Origin of the sequence: Streptomyces sp. NPDC085931, assembly GCF_044540565.1 — a bacterium.
In the GTDB taxonomy this organism is placed as follows: Bacteria; Actinomycetota; Actinomycetes; order Streptomycetales; family Streptomycetaceae; genus Streptomyces.
Genome location: NZ_JBITSK010000001.1, coordinates 496,475 through 515,892, shown reverse-complemented (window position 1 = coordinate 515,892; position 19,418 = coordinate 496,475). Strand labels below are relative to the sequence as shown.

The following is a 19,418-nucleotide window of genomic DNA, read 5'->3' as shown; positions in this document are numbered from 1 at the left end:
GGGGGCCGGGCAGGGGACTGGCTCACGGGCTCGGTGGCCGGACAGGGCGCTTACGTACTCGGCGGCGGGCAGGGGGTCCGTTGCCGGGTGGGGGGTGTACGGGCAGGGGGCCGGCTCACGGGTTTCGGTGGCCGGGCAGGGTGCCGCGGTCGGCGTGGTCGCCCGGGGGAAAGCCCGCAGACGGCTCGCGCCGCCCCCTTCGGCCGGGCAGGATGCTGCCCGTAGCCCCTTCGTCCGTCCTGGGAGGCCCGGATGACCGCGAGCACGGCCGCGTCCTTCACCGCCGACGACTACCGGGCCCGCATGGAGCGCGCCGCGCGGGCCGCCGCGGAGGCCGGGCTCGCCGGCCTGCTCGTCGCCCCCGGGCCGGATCTGGTGTGGCTCACCGGATACACGCCCCCGGCCGTCACCGAGCGGCTCACCCTGCTGGTGCTGGCCGCCGGGCAGGACCCCGTCCTCGTCGTCCCCGCGCTGGAGGCGCCGGACGCGCTCCGGGCCGCCGGCGCGCCCGCCCTGACGCTGCGCGACTGGACCGACGGCAAGGACCCCTACGCCGCCACCGCCGCGCTCCTGGACCCGGCGGGCCGCTTCGGCATCAGCGACAACGCCTGGGCGCTGCACCTGCTGGCGCTGCTGCGGGCCCTGCCGGGCGGCTCCTTCGCCTCGCTCACCGAGGCCCTGCCGATGCTGCGCGCCGTCAAGGACGCGGCCGAACTGGAGCTCATGGCGGCCGCGGGGGCCGCCGCCGACGCCGCGTTCGAGGAGATCCGCGCCGTTCCCTTCGCCGGCCGCCGGGAGTCCGAGGTGGCGGCGGACCTCGACCGGCTGCTGCGCCGGCACGGCCATGAGCAGGTCGACTTCACCATCGTCGCCTCGGGCCCCAACGGCGCCGACCCCCACCACGAGGCCGGCGACCGGGTCATCGCCCGCGGCGACATGGTCGTCCTCGACTTCGGCGGCCTGAGGAACGGCTACGGCTCCGACACCTCCCGCACGGTCCACGTCGGCGCGCCCACCGACGAGGAGCGCCGGGTCCACGACGTGGTGCGCGCGGCCCAGGAGGCCGGTTTCCGCGCGGTGCGGCCGGGGGCCGCCTGCCAGGACGTCGACCGGGCCGCCCGCGCCGTGATCGCCGACGCCGGGTACGGCGACCACTTCATCCACCGCACCGGCCACGGCATCGGCGTCACCACCCACGAGCCGCCCTACATGATCGAGGGCGAGGAGCAGCCCCTGGTGCCCGGCATGTGCTTCTCCGTGGAGCCCGGCATCTATCTGCCGGGCCGGTTCGGCGTGCGCATCGAGGACATCGTCACCGTCACCGAGGACGGCGGGCGGCGCCTGAACGACACCACCCGCGAGCTGGTCATAGTGGAGTGAGGCCACCGATGTCCCCCGCACGCCTCACGAACGGCAACGGCGCGACCATGACCCAGGCACCCACCCCCACCGCGGAGACCGTCCGCCGGCTGGTCCTGTCCCTGCTGAAGGACGGCAGCCAGGCGAACGCCGGCGCGCGGGACGAGCGCGGCGGGGACACCGCGCGCCACGGCGGCCCCGACGTCCGGCCCGCCACCGAGGGCACCGAACCCACCACCTGGTGGGTCGGCACGCGCCACGTGCTGCGCCTCGCCGCCGACCGCGAGGCCACCGCGCGCCGGCGCCGCGAACTGCGCCTGCGCGACCTCGTCCGCCCGCACGTCCCGGTCGCCGTCCCGGCCAGCGTCGCGCACGGCGAATGGGCCCCCGGGCTGGTCTACACGCTGGACACCAGGCTGCCCGGCGGGTCGGGCGAACGGCACGACGTGTCCGCCGTCGGCGAGGCCGACCTCGCCGGGCTGCTCACCGGACTGCGCGAGGTGCCGGTCCGGCAGGCCGAGACCCTCGGTGTGCCGCGCCTGGCGCCCCGCTCCCTGGAGTCGCTGCGCCGGGCCGCCGTACGCGCCGCCCAGCGCCTGGACGAGGCCGACGAGTTCGACGCCGCCCGGCTGCACCAGCTGACCCCGCCCGCCGCGGCCCAGCTGGCCGCCCAGCCCCATGCGGCCGTCCTCACCCACCACGCCCTGAGCGCGGGGCACCTGGTGGTCGGCTCGGACGGCCGGGTGCGCGGCGTGCTCGGCTGGTCCGCGGCCGTGATCGGCGACCCGGCCGAGGACATCGCGGGCCTCGCGCTCGCCGTCGGCGCGCCGGCCGCCGTGCGCGCCGCCACCCTCGCCGGCTACGGCGCACGGCCCTGCCTGCGCGGGCTGTGGCTCGCCCGCTGCGACGCCGTCGTCGGCCTCGCCGGGGCCCTCACCGGCACGGACACCACCCTGCCGCGCATCCGGCTGCGCCACGCCTGGGAGCCGATCCTGCTGGAACGGGTGACGGACCTGGGCGCCACGGACGACGCCCTGTGACCCGCCCCGGGTGAGTCAGTCCTGGAGCAGCACCACGCCCGACTCGCCGGGCAGCCGTACCACCCCGTCCTCCCCGGGCGCCTCCACCGGCTCCCAGGCGGCCAGCACGCGCGCGTGGGGCACCCCGAGCGGCAGTTCGGCCGGCTCCGGGGCCAGGTTCACCGCCACGAGGACATCCCCGCGCCGGAACGCCAGCCAGCGCCGCTCCTCGTCGTAGGCCACCTTCGTGTCGGCGAGGTCCGGATCGGTCAGGTCGGGCTGCTCGCGGCGCAGGGTCAGGAGCCGGCGGTACCAGGCCAGCACGCGCGCGTGCGGCTCGCGTTCCGGCTCGGACCAGTCCAGGCAGGAACGGTCCCGGGTCGCCGGGTCCTGCGGGTCGGGCACGTCCTCCTCCTTCCACCCGTGCGCGGCGAACTCCCGCCGCCTGCCCCGGCGTACGGCGTCCGCCAGCTCCGGGTCGGTGTGGTCGGTGAAGAACTGCCAGGGCGTGCCCGCGGCCCACTCCTCGCCCATGAAGAGCATCGGCGTGAACGGCGCCGTCAGCACCAGCGTGGCGGCACAGGCGAGCAGCCCGGGCGAGAGCAGCGCCGAAAGGCGGTCGCCCTGGGCGCGGTTGCCGACCTGGTCGTGGGTCTGGCTGTAGCCGAGCAGCCGGTGCCCGGCCACCCGGGTGCGGTCCAGGGGACGCCCGTGGTGGCGCTCGCGGAAGCTGGAGTAGGAACCGTCGTGGAAGTAGCCGCCGCCGAGGGTCTTGGCGAGCCCGCCGAGGGAGGCCCGTGCGAAGTCGGCGTAGTAGCCCTGCGCCTCGCCGGTCAGCACGGTGTGCAGGGCGTGGTGGAAGTCGTCGTTCCACTGCGCGTGCAGCCCGAGGCCCCCCTCGGCGCGGGCGGTGATGAGCCGCGGGTCGTTCAGATCCGACTCGGCGACCAGGAACAGCGGCCGCTCCACCTCGGCGGCCAGGGCGTCCACGGCCGTCGACAGCTCCTCCAGGAAGTGCAGCGCGCGCGTGTCCACCAGGGCGTGCACCGCGTCCAGCCGCAGCCCGTCCAGCCGGTAGTCCCGCAGCCACGCCAGCGCACTGCCGATCAGGAACGCGCGCACCTCGTCCGAGCCGGGCGCGTCCAGGTTCACCGCCGCGCCCCACGGCGTGTGGTGCGTGTCCGTGAGGTACGGCCCGAAGACGGGCAGGTAGTTGCCGGACGGGCCGAAGTGGTTGTGCACCACGTCGAGAACCACGCCCAGGCCGAGTTCGTGGGCGCGGTCCACGAAGCGTTTCAGCGCCTCGGGCCCGCCGTACGGCTCGTGCACCGCCCACAGGCTGACGCCCTCGTAGCCCCAGCCGTGGGTGCCCGGGAAGGGGGTGAGCGGCATCAGTTCCACGTGGGTGACGCCCAGTTCGGCGAGATGGCCGAGCCGCTCGGCGGCCGCGTCCAGGGTGCCCTCGGGGGTGTACGTGCCCACGTGCAGTTCGTAGAGCACCGCCCCGGGCAGCGGGCGCCCGCGCCAGGGCACGCGCCAGGTGTAGCGCTCGTGCTCGACGACGGCGCTCAGCCCGTCCGGGCCGTCCGGCTGACGGCGCGAGCGCGGGTCGGGCAGCACCGGCCCGTCGTCCAGCGCGAAGCCGTACCGGGAGCCCTCGCGCGCCTCCGCCTCGCCCCACCACCATCCCGCCCGTTCCGGATCGCGCTCCAACGCGCGCGTGACGCCGTCGCACTGGAGCGTCACTCGGCCGGCCTGCGGTGCCCACACCTCGAACTGCACGGACGGTTCCCCTTCGTCTGCTCACCGTGATGTAGCCCGTCCATGGTGCGTCAAACGCGATCAATCCGCTGGTGCATCCACCCTTTTGCGGCGGGTCCCGCCGGGTACGCGCGCGCGGCGGGCGTTCACCCGTTTCCTGGACAGCCCGGCCGCACTGCCCGACAATCACGACGTGACGTCGTCCTTCGAGTTCAACACGTACCCCGCGCGGCTCTCCGACGCGGAGCGCGACAGGGCGCTGCGGGTACTGCGTGACGGCGTCGCCATGGGCCGCCTGTCCCACGACACGTTCATCCACCGCATGGAGCTGGCGCTCGCCGCCCGCCGCCCGGACGAGCTCGCGGTGCTCACCGCCGACCTCCCCACGGAGAACAGGTTCGCCCGCCTGCTGTTCGGCTCCGTCGAGGCGGTCTCCGGATTCACCGTGCGACTGCGCCGGGCCTGGCAGGCCGAGCGGCTGCCCAAGCTGCTGCTGCCACACCCGGCGCACGGCCATCCGCTGCGCATAGGACGCGACCCCGCCAGCGGGCTGCGCCTCAACCACGAGACGGTCTCCCGCGTCCACGCCGAACTGCGCCACCAGGGCGGCATGTGGGTCCTGCGCGACCTCGGCTCCACCAACGGCACGACGGTGAACGGCCGGCGCGTGGTCGGCGCGGCCGTCGTCCGCGAGGGCGACCAGGTGGGCTTCGGGCACATGCTGTTCCGGCTGTCCGCCACCTGACCGAAAACCGCGCCGCGGCCGGGCCCCGACCTCGGCCCGCCCGGCCGCCGGTCCTTCCGGAATGGCCGAAACCCTCTTGTGGGCCGCGGTGTTGACGTACCCCCGAAGTCGTGACTGACTGTGCGTACGCCATGCACTCCTGGTGAACCGTCGGCGCCGCATCGGAGGTGTGCCCTGCCGCCCCTCCCGCGCTACCCGACCGTCGACGAACTGGGCTCCCGGGCCGCCGCGCTCGTCGCCCGCCATCCCCGGCACGCCCGGCTGCGCCGGGTCGGAACGTCCCGCGCGGGCACGCCCCTGTGGCTGCTGTCCGTCGGGCACGGCGACCGCCAGGCCCTGGTCGTCGCCGGACCCCACGCCAACGAACCCGTGGGCGGCGCCACCGTGCTGCGCCTGGCCGAGCGTGCCCTGGCCGACCCGCGGCTGACCGAGGGCGCGGACGCCACCTGGAACCTGCTGCTCAGCCTCGACCCGGACGGCCTGCGCCGCAACGAGGGCTGGCTGACCGGCCCCTACAGCCTCGGCCGGTACTTCCGGAACTTCTTCCGGCCCGGCTTCCTGGAACAGCCCGAATGGCTGCCCGACGGCGCGGCCGCCGCCGTCCTGCCGGAGACCCGCGCCCTCCTCGACGTCCAGGACGAACTGCGGCCCTTCCTCCAGTGCTCCCTGCACGGCGTCGACGTCGGCGGCGGCTTCGTCGAACTCACCCACGACCTGCCCGGCCTCGACCGGCGCCTGGCCCACATCGCCGCCCGGCTCGGCATCCCCCGCGAACTCGGCGCCTACGACGCGCTGTACTGGCCCGGTCTCGGGCCCGCCGTCTACCGCATCCCGCCGCCGCGCCGGGCCGATCTGGCCGCCGCCATCACGGAGGCCGCCGTCGAGTCGACGTGGTTCCACCCGTACCGCCACGGCACGGTGACCGCGGTCGTGGAGGCGCCCATGTGGGGTGTGACGGCCGTGTCGGACGCGGCGCCGCCCGGCGACCCGGACGCGGTGCTGCGCGCCGTCAGCGGCACGCTGCGCCACGACACGGGCCTCCTGCGGCACCTGCTGGCCCGGATCCGGCCGCACCTGGCCGGGGCGCGCGACGCGGCGCGCCTGCTCGCCCCGGTCGACGACTACCTGCTGGTCTGCCCCGGCCTGGCCGACGCCTGGGACCCCGACACCGGCACCGGCGCGGCCCACCCCCTGCCCTCCCTCAGCACCGCCCACCTGGCGGCCCTGCGCATCTCCGGACGGCGGCTGGCCCTGCGCACCGCCGGGCTGCTCCACCAGCTGGTGCGGGCCGCCGGCCACGATCCGGCCGGGGCGCTGCCGGAGCTGGACCGGCTGATCGACGCGTGGTGCGCCGACTACCGCGACGGCTGCGGGGCACGCTGGATCCCGGTCGCCCGCCAGGCGGAGTACCAGGCACGGGTGGTGCTGTCGGCGTTCGAACTCGCCGGACGGCTGCCGCGCGCGCACGCGGGCCCGGGCGCGGGGGAGGGCGGGGTGACGGTGCGCGGCGGGGGCGCCGGCGCGGCGGGGACGACCCCCTGACGCCGGCGCCCTAGCCGGTCTCCTCGCGCGCGTGCAGCGCCGCCGCGACCACGGTCCGCGACTGGTGCTCGACCTGGTTCTCCAAGGGCACCCAGCGGGCGCGGAAACGTTCCGCGAAGGCGTCGCTCCAGGTCGCCACGAGGTGTTCCAGCTGCTGCGCGGCCCGCTCGTCCGTCCCGCGCAGCACCCGCCGCAGCATGGCCGCCGCCCGCAGCGGCACGCGCCGTGCGAAGGCGTCCACACTGCCGACGTACGCCATCGTCCGGTCGGCGGGCGGGGTGTGCACCAGGTCGGAGGCCAGCCCCGGCACCAGCTCCAGGCCCCACCGGGCGGCCCGCAGCAACGGCCCGTCCAGCTCGCCGAGCCGGGGCAGCGCGCCCTCCAGCACGCGCGTCACCTCCAGGGCGTCGCGCTGCAGCCGGCGCGCGAGCCGCCCGATCGCCGCGGCCGGGGCCGGATGCGGAGCCGGGTCGTCCACCAGGTCGCTCGCCCACATCGGCACCTCGACCACGGCGGTGAGGCCGCCGTAGCGGTGGGCGTGGAACCAGGTGCTGTGCCGTGCGTCGTCCGGCAGGCTCGGGTACGCCGGGCCGATCCCCGGCGCGGGCATCACGTGCACGCCGGGCCCGGACGCCGGCCAGCCCGCGGCGTCCGAGGCGCCGGTCTCCACGGGTATGTGCAGCTCCGCGGCGGACTTGGCGAACGGCTCGGCGAGGCCGGGCACGTCCTTCGTCAGCTGCACCCAGCTGCCGCCCAGGTCGGTGCCGTGCAGGGTCACCTGGAGGTAGGGACGCAGCTCGTCGATGACGCCGGTCAGCGCGCGCGTCTCGGGCGGCAGCCGGTCGGGCGGCAGCACGGACGGCGCCCACTCCGGCTGCTCCGGGCCCGCGGGCCGGAAGAAGCCGAGGTGGTAGTCGAACAGGCTGCGCGGCGCCGGCGTCACGTGCAGACTCGCCCCGTCGGGGTCGGCGCACAGCAGGAAGTGCCAGGAGATGCCGTCGCGCAGCTCCCGCTGCTCCAGCACCCGCCGGGCGAGCGCGAGGAGTGTGCAGGAGCCGGTCGGCTCGTTGGCGTGGGCGCCCGCCACCACCAGCACGGCGCGGCGGGCCCGGCCCACGGACAGCAGGTGCAGCGGCCGGCCGGCCCGTGAGGCGCCCACCTGCCGCAGGGTGCACACGCCGGGGCGTTGGGTGCTCAACGCGCGGGCGGCACTGACCTGTTCGGTCACCGTCGGGTAGCGCAGCTCCGGCAGGACACTCACCCCCGTCACATCCGCCCGAGTTCGCAATCGCAGTACCCCACGGCCTCGGTGCGGTGTCAAGGGCGCCATGGGGGAGCCATGGGGGCGGCTCCAGGGGGCGCCCGGAAGCACTGGCCCCCCGGCCGGAGGCCGAGGACGGCCACGGACCCAGCCGCCCCCGAGCCCCCGGCCGCCGCCCGTCCGGCCCCCACGCCCACCACCACGACACGCGCCCCGGCCGCGATCGCGAGGCCCTAGTCGTCCAGGCGTTCCAGCAGGGCCACCGGCAGGCTCGTGAACAGTTCCGCCGCCCGGGCGTGCCCCGTGAACGCGCGGCCCGGCTCCAGCACGTCCGCCCAGCGGCCCGGCGGCAGCGGCAGCCGGGTGTCCCGCCAGCCGCCCGCCTCGGCGAGCCGCAGCGGCAGGCGCGTCACGGCCGTCACCACCTCACCGGACCGGGCGAACGCCAGGCAGTGCCCGGCGGCCGGGCCCTCGGCCGGCAGTGCCGTGTAGGTGGCCGTGTCGCCGAACGCGCCGGGCCGCCGGGCCCGCAGCCCCAGCGCCGCCCGGGTCACCGCGGCCTTCTCGCCGGACGTGCCGCCGGAGTCCGCGGGCGGGAAGTCCACCGCCCGCCGGTTGTCGGGGTCCACCAGGGCCCGGTACTCGGCCTCCGTGCCCTGGTAGACGTCCGGGACGCCCGGCATCGTCAGCTGCACCAGGGCCGTGCCCAGCACATTGGCCCGGATGTGCGGGGCGAGCGACGCGCGGAACGCGGCGATGCGCTCACCCGGCGCCCCGCACGGCCCGTCCGCCACGAACCGCGCGACCGCCTCCTCGTACGCCGGCTCCTGCTCCGTCCAGCTGGTGAACAGGCCCGCCTCCCGCACATGCTTCAGCAGCGCGCCCTGCACCCGCTCCGGCTCCGCCGGCCCCAGCCCGAACACCGTCTGCCAGGCCGCCCACGCCAGCTGCGCGTCCGGCACGCCCTCGCCGGAGCGGGTCACCTCCGCGAGGACGTCCGCCCAGCGGTCCGGGCACTCGGTGAGCACGTGCAGCGCCGCCCGGACGTCCGCACTGCGCTTGGTGTCGTGCGTCGAGGCCACCGTGCCGGTCAGCGGCCAGTCCCGCTGCAGACGCGCGCAGTAGGCGTGGAACTCCTCCGGCGACAGCGCGGGCGCTCCCGGGTTCCCGCCCACCTCGGTCGCCGACAGCAGCGGCACGTACCGGTAGAACGCGGTGTCCTCGACGGACTTCGCCCGCAGCGCCGACGAGGTCTGCGCGAACCGGGTGCGGAACTCCACCTGGGCCGGCCCGTCGCCGTAGCGCCCCAGTACCAGGTCGCGCACGACGTCCACCGCCCCGGCCTCCTCCGGCACCGCGAAGGCGGCCCGGGCCCCGGCCGCGGCCTCCTCGGTGACCACGGACGCCGCGTCGACCGACTCGTACGGCCGGTACACCTCCATGCGCACCAGCAGCTCCCGCAGGGCCGTGCGCAGTGCCCAGGGCGCGCGGTCGCGCAGCGCCGGCTCCGGCGAGGTCGCGCACAGCCGGGTCGCCACCCGCGTCAGACGCTCCGTCTCGGTCGCCAGCTCGTGCGTGAGCACCTTGTACGCCGCCCGCCGCACCGTCGCGTCCCACTGCCCGCCCCGGTCCGTCTGCGGGGCCGCGAACTGCCGGTACCGGCCGAGCAGCTCCCCGAAGCCGGCCGGGTCGGTGAAGACCCCGTCCACGTGCCGCAGGGCGTCGTAGCCGGTCGTGCCCGCCACGGGCCAGGAGGCCGGCAGGTGCTCGCCGTCGGCCAGGATCTTCTCCACGACCGTCCAGCGCCCGCCGGTCGCCTCGTGCAGCCGGGTGAGGTAGCCGTCGGGGTCGGCGAGCCCGTCGGGGTGGTCGATGCGCAGCCCGTCGATCACGCCCTCGTGCAGCACCTCCAGGATCTTGCCGTGGGTGGCCTCGAAGACCTCGGGGTCCTCCACCCGCACCCCGATGAGCTCGGAGATGCTGAAGAAGCGCCGGTAGTTGAGCTCGGTCCGGGCCAGCCGCCACCACACCGGCCGGTACCACTGCGCGTCCAGCAGATGCGGCAGGGGCAGGTCCTCGGTGCCCTCGCGCAGCGGGAACACGTGGTCGTGGTAGCGCAGGACGTCCCCGTCGACGCGCAGGTCGTCGAGCACCTCGCCCACGGGCCCGCCGAGCACCGGCAGCAGCACCTGGCCGTCCTGGGCCTCCCAGTCGATGTCGAACCAGCGCGCGTACGGCGACTTCGGGCCCTCGCGCAGCACCTCCCACAGGGCCCGGTTGTGGCGCGGGGACATGGCCATGTGGTTCGGGACGATGTCCACCACCAGGCCGAGCCCGTGCTCGCGCGCCGTGCGCGCCAGCGCCCGCAGCCCGTCCTCGCCGCCCAGCTCCTCGCGCACGCGCGCGTGGTCGACGACGTCGTAGCCGTGCGTCGAGCCGGGCACCGCCTCCAGGACGGGGGACAGGTGCAGGTGCGAGACCCCCAGCGAGGCCAGGTACGGCACGACGGCCGCGGCTGCTCCGAACGGGAAGTCGGGCTGCAGTTGCAGCCGGTACGTGGCCGTGGGCACCACCGGGTCAGGTCGCTCAGGTGTCATGGAGACGTACGTACCCGTCCCGGGCCGGTTCGTGCCCCCCGGTCCCTCCGGGTGCGCCGCGCGTCGCCCGGACGAGTGGCTCTCGCCGGGCGACACGGTGCCGCGCCGGGGCGGCGGGGGCGCGTGCGCGCGGGGCGGCTACACGGGCCGCTGGAGCACGGTCATGCTCCGGTCGGCCAGGGTCAGCCGGTCCCCGGCCTGCACCTTCGGGCCGGTGTCCGACGGCACGCCCCGCGGGAGCGCCGTGTCGACCACGACCTCCCACTGCCGCCCGTGGTTGACCGGGACGACGAATTCCAGCGGCTTGGGCGAGGCGTTGAACATCAGCAGGAACGAGTCGTCCGTGATGCGTTCGCCGCGCGCTCCCGGCTCCGAGATCGCGTTGCCGTTGAGAAACACGGTCAGCGCCGACGCCTGCGCCGAGTCCCAGTCCCGCTGGGTCATCTCCCGGCCGTCCGGGGTGAACCAGGCGATGTCGGACAGGTCGTCGTGCGTGCCTTCCACGGGCCGCCCGTGGAAGAAGCGCCGGCGGCGGAAGACCGGGTGGTTGCGGCGCAGCCACACCATCGCGCGCGTGAAGCCCAGCAGCTCGCTGCTCAGGCCCCCCTCGGCGTCCTCCGTCTCCTCGGGCCACTCCACCCAGGCCAGCTCGTTGTCCTGGCAGTAGGCGTTGTTGTTGCCGCGCTGGGTGCGGGCGAACTCGTCACCGTGGCTGATCATGGGCACGCCCTGGGACAGCATCAGCGTCGCGATGAAGTTCCGCATCTGCCGGGCCCGCAGCGCCAGCACGTCCGGGTCGTCCGTCTCGCCCTCGGCGCCGCAGTTCCACGACCGGTTGTGGCTCTCGCCGTCCCGGTTGTCCTCGCCGTTGGCCTCGTTGTGCTTGTCGTTGTAGGCCACCAGGTCGTGCAGGGTGAAGCCGTCGTGGCAGGTCACGAAGTTGATCGAGGCCAGCGGACGGCGCCCGTCGTCCTGGTAGAGGTCGGAGGAGCCGGTCAGCCGTGAGGCGAACTCCGCGAGGGTGCGCTGCTCGCCCCGCCACAGGTCCCGCACGGTGTCCCGGTACTTGCCGTTCCACTCGGTCCACAGCGGCGGGAAGTTCCCCACCTGGTAGCCGCCCTCGCCGACGTCCCACGGCTCGGCGATCAGCTTCACCTGGGAGACCACCGGGTCCTGCTGGACCAGGTCGAAGAACGACGACAGCCGGTCCACCTCGTGGAACTGCCGGGCCAGTGTCGCGGCCAGGTCGAAGCGGAACCCGTCCACGTGCATGTCCGTGACCCAGTACCGCAGCGAGTCCATGATCAGCTGGAGCACGTGCGGGGACCGCATGAGCAGGGAGTTTCCGGTCCCTGTCGTGTCCATGTAGTAGCGGGGGTCGTCGGTCAGCCGGTAGTAGCGCGGGTTGTCCAGGCCCTTGAAGGACAGGGTCGGGCCCAGGTGGTTGCCCTCGGCGGTGTGGTTGTAGACCACGTCGAGGATCACCTCGATCCCGGCCTCGTGCAGCGCCTTGACCGCCGACTTGAACTCCAGCACCTGCTGGCCCCGGTCGCCCCAGGACGCGTAGGCGTTGTGCGGGGCGAAGAAGCCGATCGTGTTGTAGCCCCAGTAGTTGTTCAGGCCCATGTCGACCAGGCGGTGATCGTTCACGAACTGGTGCACGGGCATCAGCTCCAGGGCGGTGACCCCGAGCTCGGTGAGGTGCTCGATGATCGCCGGGTGCGCCAGGGCCGCGTAGGTGCCGCGCAGCTCCTCCGGGAGCCCCGGGTGGCGCATGGTGAGGCCCTTGACGTGGGCCTCGTACAGCACGGTGTGGTGGTACTCGGTGCGCGGACGCCGGTCGTCGCCCCAGTCGAAGTAGGGGTTCACGACGACCGAGGTCATCATGTGCGGCGCCGAGTCGAGATCGTTGCGCCGGTCGGGATCGTCGAAGTGGTAGCCGTAGACCTCCTCGCCCCAGCGGATGGAACCGCTGATCGCACGCGCGTACGGATCGAGCAGCAGCTTCGCGGAATTGCACCGCAGCCCGTGCTCCGGTGCGTACGGACCGTGCACGCGGAAGCCGTACCGCTGTCCGGGCATGATGCCCGGCAGGTACGCGTGCCGCACGAACGCGTCGCTCTCGCGGAGCTCGATCGCCGTCTCCGAGCCGTCGTCGTGCAGCAGACACAGCTCTACTCGGTCCGCGGCCTCCGTGAAGACCGCGAAGTTGGTACCGGCGCCGTCGTACGTGGCACCGAGTGGATACGCCTCGCCAGGCCAGACCTGCATGGATAGGACTCTTTCAGGTGTGCGGCGCCGGTGGGGACGCCTTGGTCCCCGAGTCTCCCCGAATGTGGGGGGACCCCCTATGACTTATCTCCCTCCTGCCGAGTGACCACTACGGACGAGGTATGCCGAACCGATGGGGCCAGGACGTACTCCCGGGGCTGTGGGGGAGCAGGGGGAAGATGTGCGCACCATAGTGCACCGCCACCTGGGCAGGGCCGCGACGGCGACGGCCGGGGGCAACGAGGACGGACACGCGCGCTCCTACGAGATCGTCCGGGACGTACCACCAGGTACCCGGGACGCGGCCGAACCAAGCACGATCCCCGCAGCACGCAGCACGCAGCACGCAGCACGCAGCACGCAGCACGCAGCACGCAGCACGCAGCACGCGGCACGCGGCACGCGGCTGCGTCAGGCGGTCACGTCCCGAGGTCACCTCACGCGCAGCGGCGCGCGCGCCCCGCTCCACCGCCATGAATCCGCTCACGGGGGACGGGCCCCGGCGGCGGAACGGACGGCGGCGGCCGCTCCGTTGAGAACGATGCTGCCCATCGGGCTGCACCGCCGACCGCTCCCGGAGTACCCTTCCTTGATCGTTGACAAGGGGAGTGCTCAGGGGAGCGGAAGGCGGTGCGCGGGTGGGCTCGGGAGGGCTGGAGCTGCCCCCTGGTGACGAGGGTCACGAGGGGAACTCCGCAGACGTCCCGACCGGTGCCGTGTCCCTGGCACGGCCGATGGACGCGTCGGGCTCGATCGGTCCGGAGCTGGACTGGGGCGCCGACGCCTGGCGCGAGGTGCGCACCCGCGCCCAGCGGGCCGGCCGGGCCTACATCTGGCTGAACCTCGTCGAGCAGCGGCTGCGCGCGGTCGTGGCCGCGGTGCTGCGGCCCGTCTACGAACCCGTTCACGGCGACGACTGGGTGGTGGCCGCCGCCGGGCCCGCCGGGCAGGAATGGGTGCAGCGCGCGGTCGCCGTGCGCGAGGTCAGCCGCCGCAAGGGCTATCTGCTGGACCCGGCCGACGACAACGTGCTGTCCTTCCTCACCCTGCCGCAGCTGCGCGAGCTGATGGTGCAGCACTGGCCCTGCTTCGAGCCCTACTTCGACGACCGCCGGGACGTCGAGCTCGCCCTGGACGAGCTGGAGGTCACCCGGAACGTGGTCTCCCGCAACCGGGCCCTGTCCGAGGCCGTGCTGAACCAGGCCGAGCGGGCCTCGGCCCGGCTGCTGGAGATGCTGGGCGCCGGCGGAGACGTGCCGTCCGCGCGCCGGCTGCCCGTCGACGCGGTCGAGGACCTGGTCGGCGACCGGTACGCCGACGTGGTCGCCGTCCATCCCGACCGGGTGCGGCTGATGCGGCAGTTCCCCGCCGAGGACATCTTCGGCGGCGCCCGCCGCCTCGACGCCATCGGCATCGGCCTCAACCTGCTCGTGCAGAACTTCTCCGGCCGCCGCCTGGTCCGGCTCGCCGAGTCCGGCTGCCGGGTGCGGCTGCTGTTCCTCAACCCCGCCTCCAGCGCGGTCAAGCGGCGCGAGCGGGAGCTGGGCATCAAGCGCGGCGAGCTCAGCCGGGCCGTCGAGATGAACATCCTGCACATGCGCCGGGTGCGGGCCCGGCTGCGCGACCCGGGGGCCTTCGAGATCCAGGTCTTCGACGAGACGCCCCGCTTCACGGCCTACCTGGTCGACGGCGACGGCGCGGACGGCATCGCGGTCGTGCAGAACTACCTGCGCCGCACGCGCGGCATGGAGGCCCCGGTGTTCGTCCTGCGCAACGGCGGCAAGGTGGTCAAGTCGGGTGAGTCCGACGAAAGCGGCCTCTTCCCCACGTACCGCGAGGAGTTCGAGGTGATGTGGGCGGATTCGCGGCCGGTGTCGTGAACGGCGCTCCGCCCCGCGGCGGTTCGGCGGCCGGCGCCGGGCGGAGCGGAACGCGGTCCTCTGATTGTCAGTGGTGCGTGGGAAGGTGGGGACCACTGGGGGAACGCACCACAAGAAGGGGGGCCCGCCCATGGGCTGGCACCGGGAGCTGCTGATCGGCTTCGACCTGGAGACGACGGGCACGGATCCGCGCGAGGCGCGCATCGTCACGGCGGCCGTGATCGAGGTCAGAGGCGGGGAGCCGATGGGGCGCCGGGAGTGGCTGGCCGACCCCGGGGTGCCGATCCCCGAGGACGCGGTGGCGGTGCACGGCATCAGCAGCGAACGGGCCGCCGCCGAGGGCAGACCGGCCGACCGGGTCGCCGACGCCCTCGCCGACGTCCTGACCTCCTACTGGAAGACGGGCGTGCCGGTCGTCGCCTACAACGCCGCCTTCGACCTGACCCTGCTCTCCGCCGAGCTGCGCCGCCACGGCCTGCCGTCCCTGCGCGACCGCCTGGGCGGCGTGGACCCGGCCCCGGTCATCGACCCGTACACCATCGACCGTCAGGTCGACCGCTACCGCCGCGGCAAACGCAACCTTGAAGCGGTCTGCGCGGAGTACGGCGTCGTCCTCGACTCGGCGCACGACGCCCTGGCCGACGCCCTGGCGGCGGCCCGACTGGCCTGCGCGATAGCCGACCGCCACCCCAAGATCGCCACCCTCGGCCCGGCGGACCTGCACCACCGCCAGATCGAGTGGTACGCGCAGTGGGCGGCGGACTTCCAGAGCTTCCTGCGCGTCAAGGGCGACGCCACCGCGCTCGTCGACGGGGCGTGGCCGCTGCGGGAGTTGGCGGACGACCGGGTCTGAACCGGCCGCCCCGCCCTCAGAACGGATACCAGCGCACGGTCTCGTCGCCGTCCCTGAGGGACGCCACCCGCCGCTCGAACTCGGCCAGCGCCTTCGGATTGCCCGGCGCGTGCTGCGCCACCCACGCACAACTGGCGGTCTCCCGCGCGCCGCGCAGCACCGAGCAGCCCTCCCACGCCCGGACGTCCCAGCCGTAGGCCCGCGTGAAGGACGCGTACGCCTCGTCCGGGAGCCCGTACCGGTCGTGGGAGAGGGCCATCACGACCAGATCGTGCTCGCGCAGGTCCGAGGAGACCGTCTCCAGGTCGACCAGGACCGGACCCTCCGGCCCGACGTGCACATTGCGCGGCAGCGCGTCGCCGTGGATCACCCCGGGCGGCAGGTGCGGCGTCAGCGCGGCGGCCTGCGCGGCGAACGCGTCCCGCCGCTCGCGCAGATAGGCCGCGTCCGCGGGATCGACCGCGTCCCCCGCGAGCCGCAGCCAGCGCTCCACACCACCGAGCAGATCACGCCCCGGAAGCGCGAAGGGAGGCGGCGGCGTGGCGTGCACGACCCGCAGCAGTTCGGCCAGGTCCCGGGGCTCGGCGGGCCGCACGGCGTCCGGCAGGCGGTGCCACACGGTCACCGGGTGGCCGTCGACCAGCAGCGCCTTCGGGTCGGCCGCCCGGACGGCGGGCACCCCGGCCTCCGCGAGCCAGACCGCGACGTCCAGTTCGCGGCGCGCCCGGTCGAGGAGTTCGGCGTCGCGGCCGACCTTGACGACCAGGTCACCGGCGGCGAACACCGCGTTCTCGCCCAGGGCGAGCAGCCGTGCCTCGCGGGCCGCGCCCGGCAGCACCCGCGCCGCCGCCAGTACGTCCCGTGCCCGTGCCTCGTCCATCGTCCGCCTCCGTCGTGCGCACCACTGCCGTCGGGTTCCGGCCATCCTCCGATCAGTGTCGCATCGGCACAGGTCGCGGGGCATAGGAGGTGCCCCGGCGAGGCAGACCGCCTGCACGGCCACGAGATGGCCGGCCGAGCCGCGAGGGAGTGATTCCGTGACATCGCCGACCGGCACGTCGCCACCGAGGAGACCGGCGGGCCGCCGGCCCGGCGACGGCGGGCCCCGCCGGCTCGCCGACCACGGCGCCTGGTTCCTGGTGCTGCCCGCCCTGCTGCCCATCCTCGTGCTGAGCGTCGGTCCGCTGCTGTACGGGATCCTGCTGGCCTTCACCGACGCCCAGGCGGGCCGGACCGAGCCCACCGAGTGGATCGGCGCGCTCAACTTCCGGGACCTGCTGCACGACAGGCTGTTCTGGGAGTCGTTCCGGATCGGCCTGGTGTGGGCGGTCGGGGTGACCGTGCCGCAGTTCCTGCTCGCCCTCGGTCTGGCCCTGCTGCTCAACCAGGACCTGCGGCTGCGGCGGCTCGCCCGCGCCCTGGCGATCGTCCCGTGGGCCATGCCCGAGGTCGTCGTCGGCATCATGTGGCGGCTCGTCTACAACCCCGACGCGGGCGTGCTGAACGAGACGCTGCGCGACCTGGGGCTCGGCAGCGGCCGGGACTGGCTCAGCGGGCTGGCCACCGCGCTGCCCGCCGTGCTCGTCGTCGGCGTCTGGGCGGGCATGCCCCAGACGACGGTGGCCCTGCTCGCCGGGCTGCAGAACACCCCGCGCGAACTGCACGAGGCGGCGGCGGTCGACGGGGCGGGCGCCTGGCGCCGCTTCCGCACGGTTACCTGGCCAGCCCTCAGGCCCGTCGCCCTGGCCGTCACGGCGCTCAACCTGATCTGGAACTTCAACTCCTTCGCCCTGGTCTACGTGCTCACCGGCGGCGGCCCCGGCGGCCGGACCCGCCTGCCCATGCTGTTCGCCTACGAAGAGGCCTTCCGCTACGGCCAGTTCGGCTATGCGGCGGCCATGGGCTGCGTCATGGTCGCCGGGATCTCGATCGCCCTGGCGGTGTTCCTCGCCGGGCGGCTGCGGGGAGGTGACGACACATGAGGACCGGCATCCCGGCCCGCGTCGGCCAGTACACCGCGCTGCTCGCGTATCTGGTCTTCCTGGCCTTCCCGTTCGTCTGGCTGCTCTCCACCGCGCTCAAGCCGCCGCGCGAACTGGCCGGCCTGCACCCGGCATGGGTTCCGGAGGACCCCACCCTGGCCAACTTCCGGCAGGCCTTCGACGAGCAGCCGCTGCTGCAGGCCGCCCTCAACTCCCTGCTCACCGCGCTCGCGGCGGCCCTCCTCGCGGTGCTGATCGCCACGCCCGCGGCCTGGGCCGCCGCCCGGCGCCGTACCCGGCTCGCCCGCGCGGTGACGGGCTGGGTGGTGGTCAGCCAGGCGTTCCCGTTCGTGCTGCTGATCATTCCGCTGTTCCTCGTGCTGAAGAACCTGAGAATGATCGACTCCCTGCCCGGGCTGGTGCTGGTGTACGTGGTGTGGGCGCTGCCGTTCGCCCTGTGGATGCTCACCGGGTACGTACGGGCCGTGCCGCGCGAGCTGGAGGAGGCCGCCGCGGTCGACGGGGCCGGGCGGGTACGGACCCTGGTGTCGGTGACCGCGCCGCTGCTCGCGCCGGGCATCGTGGCGACCGGGCTGTTCGCGTTCATCACCGCGTGGAACGAGTTCTTCTTCGCGCTCGTGCTGCTCAAGACGCCCGGGAAGCAGACCCTGCCGGTGGTGCTCACGCACTTCGTCGGCGCCGAGGGCGTCGCCGACCTCGGACCGCTCGCGGCGGCCGCGTTCCTCACCACCCTGCCCTCACTGGTCGTCTTCGCGCTCATCCAGCGGCGCCTCACGGGCAATACGCTCACCGGGGCGGTGAAGGGCTGATGCGCGCACGCCTGCTGGCCGTCGTCCTGCTGCTGCTCCTCGCCGGCTGCTCCCCGGACGGCACCCGCGACGACGGCCGGATCACCCTCCGCTTCCAGTCCCTGGCCTGGCAGCGGGAGTCCGTCGAGGCGACCCGGGACCTGGTCGCCGAGTGGAACGCGAGCCACCCGGACGTCCGCGTCGAGTACGTCCAGGGCTCCTGGGACAGCGTCCACGATCAGCTCCTCACCGCCTTCGAGGGCGGTGAGGCACCCGACATCGTCCACGACGCCGCCGACGACCTCGCCGACTTCGCCTACGGCGGCTACCTCGCCGACCTCACCGGCCTGCTGCCCGCCGCGCTCACCGAGGACATCCCCGCGCGCAGTTGGCGCACCACGACGTTCGGCGACGGCGTCTACGGCGTGCCGTTCCTCCAGGAGCCCCGTGTGCTGATCGCCAACGCGACCTGGCTGAGGGAGTCCGGCGTACGCGTCCCGACCCCGCGCAAGCCGTGGAGCTGGGGCGAGTTCCGCATGATCACCGACCGGCTGAGCGGCGACGGGAGGTACGGCGTCGCCTGGCCGCTGAAGGAGCCCGTCTCCGCCACGCTGAACCTCTCCCTGTCGGCGGGCGGGCAGTTGTTCCACCGCGGGGCGGACGGCAAGGTGACGGTCCGGTTCGAGGCGGCCGACCAGGTCGTGCCGCGCACCATCCGCGACCAGGTCGGCACCGACCGCAGCGCCTCGCCCACGACCCTGGGCAGCGGCGGCTCCGACACCCTGCCCGGTCTCTTCGCCGGCCGTTACGCGATGGTGCCGCTGGGGTTCTCCTACCGGCAGCAGATCGTGCAGCAGGCCCCGGAGGGCTTCGACTGGCAGGTGCTGCCCGCTCCGGCCGGTGCCGGCGGACTCGCCCAGGGCGTCAGCCCGCAGACCCTCTCCGTGGCCGCGGACTGCCCGCACAAGAAGGAGGCCGCCGCCTTCCTCGGCTTCCTGCTGCGCCCGCAGAACATGGTCCGTCTCGCGCTCGGCGACTGGATGCTGCCCACCGGCACCCGGGCGCTGAAGGACCCCGCCCTGCACACCGCGCGCCACGGCTGGGCCACCGGCACGGCCCTGGCCGCCCACCTGCGCCCGGCGCCCGCCCGAGCGGTCCGGGGCTACCCCGAGTGGAAGGACAAGGTGGCGACTCCGGCCCTGCAGGAGTACTACAGCGGAGCCATCGGCCGCACCACCCTGCGCGAGCGGCTGGAGGAGGACGGCAACCTGGTCCTCGCCCGCTACCAGCGATGACCCCGGCTGCCGTACGGGGTGGAGGCAACATAGGACGCCAGTTG

14 protein-coding genes are annotated in these 19,418 nt (G+C 74.4%); 9 read left to right on the top strand and 5 right to left on the bottom strand.

Translation table 11 applies throughout. The features are described from left to right. Nucleotides 1–252 precede the first annotated feature (252 nt). The gene (locus ACIGAN_RS02165) at nucleotides 253–1,380 is read left to right on the top strand and encodes a M24 family metallopeptidase (RefSeq protein WP_399854480.1); all 1,128 of its coding nucleotides are present in this window, start codon (nucleotides 253–255) and stop codon (nucleotides 1,378–1,380) included. Between the two features lie 47 nt (nucleotides 1,381–1,427). Beyond that, a complete protein-coding gene (locus tag ACIGAN_RS02160) occupies nucleotides 1,428–2,399 on the top strand; it encodes an aminoglycoside phosphotransferase family protein (RefSeq protein ID WP_399854624.1) in 972 nt (323 codons plus the stop codon). 15 nt (nucleotides 2,400–2,414) lie between these two features. Here ACIGAN_RS02160 and treZ read toward each other — a convergent pair whose 3' ends face one another. Further along, a complete protein-coding gene (treZ, locus tag ACIGAN_RS02155) occupies nucleotides 2,415–4,160 on the bottom strand; it encodes a malto-oligosyltrehalose trehalohydrolase (protein ID WP_399854479.1) in 1,746 nt (581 codons plus the stop codon). Between the two features lie 172 nt (nucleotides 4,161–4,332). Between treZ and ACIGAN_RS02150 the strand changes: the two genes are divergently transcribed. Then, nucleotides 4,333–4,884, top strand: coding sequence for a DUF1707 and FHA domain-containing protein (locus ACIGAN_RS02150; RefSeq protein WP_365738458.1), 552 nt, complete (start codon nucleotides 4,333–4,335; stop codon nucleotides 4,882–4,884). A gap of 120 nt (nucleotides 4,885–5,004) precedes the next feature. Continuing rightward, on the top strand, nucleotides 5,005–6,426 hold the full coding sequence (locus ACIGAN_RS02145) for a M14 family zinc carboxypeptidase (RefSeq protein WP_365738456.1): 1,422 nt from the start codon (nucleotides 5,005–5,007) through the stop codon (nucleotides 6,424–6,426). A gap of 10 nt (nucleotides 6,427–6,436) precedes the next feature. Here ACIGAN_RS02145 and ACIGAN_RS02140 read toward each other — a convergent pair whose 3' ends face one another. The 3 genes from ACIGAN_RS02140 to glgX form a co-directional block, all read right to left on the bottom strand. Then, complete coding sequence (locus ACIGAN_RS02140; protein ID WP_365088157.1) at nucleotides 6,437–7,687, bottom strand: M14 family zinc carboxypeptidase; 1,251 nt, start codon at nucleotides 7,685–7,687, stop codon at nucleotides 6,437–6,439. A 233-nt stretch (nucleotides 7,688–7,920) separates the two neighbouring features. Further along, entirely contained in the window at nucleotides 7,921–10,284 is a 2,364-nt protein-coding gene (gene treY, locus ACIGAN_RS02135) for a malto-oligosyltrehalose synthase (protein ID WP_399854478.1), read from the bottom strand. A gap of 138 nt (nucleotides 10,285–10,422) precedes the next feature. Beyond that, nucleotides 10,423–12,555, bottom strand: coding sequence for a glycogen debranching protein GlgX (glgX, locus tag ACIGAN_RS02130; protein ID WP_399854477.1), 2,133 nt, complete (start codon nucleotides 12,553–12,555; stop codon nucleotides 10,423–10,425). 608 nt (nucleotides 12,556–13,163) lie between these two features. On the opposite strand from glgX, the gene ACIGAN_RS02125 reads away from it, so the two are divergent. Together ACIGAN_RS02125 and ACIGAN_RS02120 are read left to right on the top strand one after the other, a co-directional pair. Next, nucleotides 13,164–14,435 (top strand): SAV2148 family HEPN domain-containing protein, encoded by a 1,272-nt coding sequence (locus tag ACIGAN_RS02125; protein WP_365088213.1) that lies wholly within the window; start codon nucleotides 13,164–13,166, stop codon nucleotides 14,433–14,435. Nucleotides 14,436–14,565: 130 nt separating this feature from the next. Next, nucleotides 14,566–15,288, top strand: coding sequence for a 3'-5' exonuclease (locus tag ACIGAN_RS02120; RefSeq protein WP_399854476.1), 723 nt, complete (start codon nucleotides 14,566–14,568; stop codon nucleotides 15,286–15,288). 16 nt (nucleotides 15,289–15,304) lie between these two features. Here the strand turns inward: ACIGAN_RS02120 and ACIGAN_RS02115 are convergent, their stop codons facing one another. Continuing rightward, on the bottom strand, nucleotides 15,305–16,168 hold the full coding sequence (locus ACIGAN_RS02115) for a phosphotransferase enzyme family protein (RefSeq protein WP_365738449.1): 864 nt from the start codon (nucleotides 16,166–16,168) through the stop codon (nucleotides 15,305–15,307). A gap of 157 nt (nucleotides 16,169–16,325) precedes the next feature. Between ACIGAN_RS02115 and ACIGAN_RS02110 the strand changes: the two genes are divergently transcribed. Genes ACIGAN_RS02110 through ACIGAN_RS02100 form a run of 3 tightly spaced genes read left to right on the top strand, consistent with a single transcriptional unit; the run spans nucleotide 16,326 to nucleotide 19,374 of the window. Next, entirely contained in the window at nucleotides 16,326–17,270 is a 945-nt protein-coding gene (locus ACIGAN_RS02110; protein WP_365088152.1) for a carbohydrate ABC transporter permease, read from the top strand. After that, nucleotides 17,267–18,100, top strand: coding sequence for a carbohydrate ABC transporter permease (locus ACIGAN_RS02105; RefSeq protein ID WP_399854475.1), 834 nt, complete (start codon nucleotides 17,267–17,269; stop codon nucleotides 18,098–18,100). Before ACIGAN_RS02110 ends, ACIGAN_RS02105 begins: the two co-directional genes overlap by 4 nt. Next, entirely contained in the window at nucleotides 18,100–19,374 is a 1,275-nt protein-coding gene (locus ACIGAN_RS02100; RefSeq protein ID WP_399854474.1) for an ABC transporter substrate-binding protein, read from the top strand. Before ACIGAN_RS02105 ends, ACIGAN_RS02100 begins: the two co-directional genes overlap by 1 nt. The last annotated feature ends 44 nt before the right edge of the window (nucleotides 19,375–19,418 follow it).

Bases quoted from the DNA above. Each gene is read 5' to 3' on its own strand.
- ACIGAN_RS02165 (WP_399854480.1), top strand. From the start codon at position 253: ATGACCGCGAGCACGGCCGCGTCCTTCACCGCCGACGACTACCGGGCC.
- ACIGAN_RS02120 (WP_399854476.1), top strand. From the start codon at position 14,566: ATGGGCTGGCACCGGGAGCTGCTGATCGGCTTCGACCTGGAGACGACG.
- ACIGAN_RS02115 (WP_365738449.1), bottom strand. From the start codon at position 16,168: ATGGACGAGGCACGGGCACGGGACGTACTGGCGGCGGCGCGGGTGCTG.
- ACIGAN_RS02100 (WP_399854474.1), top strand. From the start codon at position 18,100: ATGCGCGCACGCCTGCTGGCCGTCGTCCTGCTGCTGCTCCTCGCCGGC.
- ACIGAN_RS02105 (WP_399854475.1), top strand. From the start codon at position 17,267: ATGAGGACCGGCATCCCGGCCCGCGTCGGCCAGTACACCGCGCTGCTC.
- ACIGAN_RS02160 (WP_399854624.1), top strand. From the start codon at position 1,428: ATGACCCAGGCACCCACCCCCACCGCGGAGACCGTCCGCCGGCTGGTC.
- treY (WP_399854478.1), bottom strand. From the start codon at position 10,284: ATGACACCTGAGCGACCTGACCCGGTGGTGCCCACGGCCACGTACCGG.
- glgX (WP_399854477.1), bottom strand. From the start codon at position 12,555: ATGCAGGTCTGGCCTGGCGAGGCGTATCCACTCGGTGCCACGTACGAC.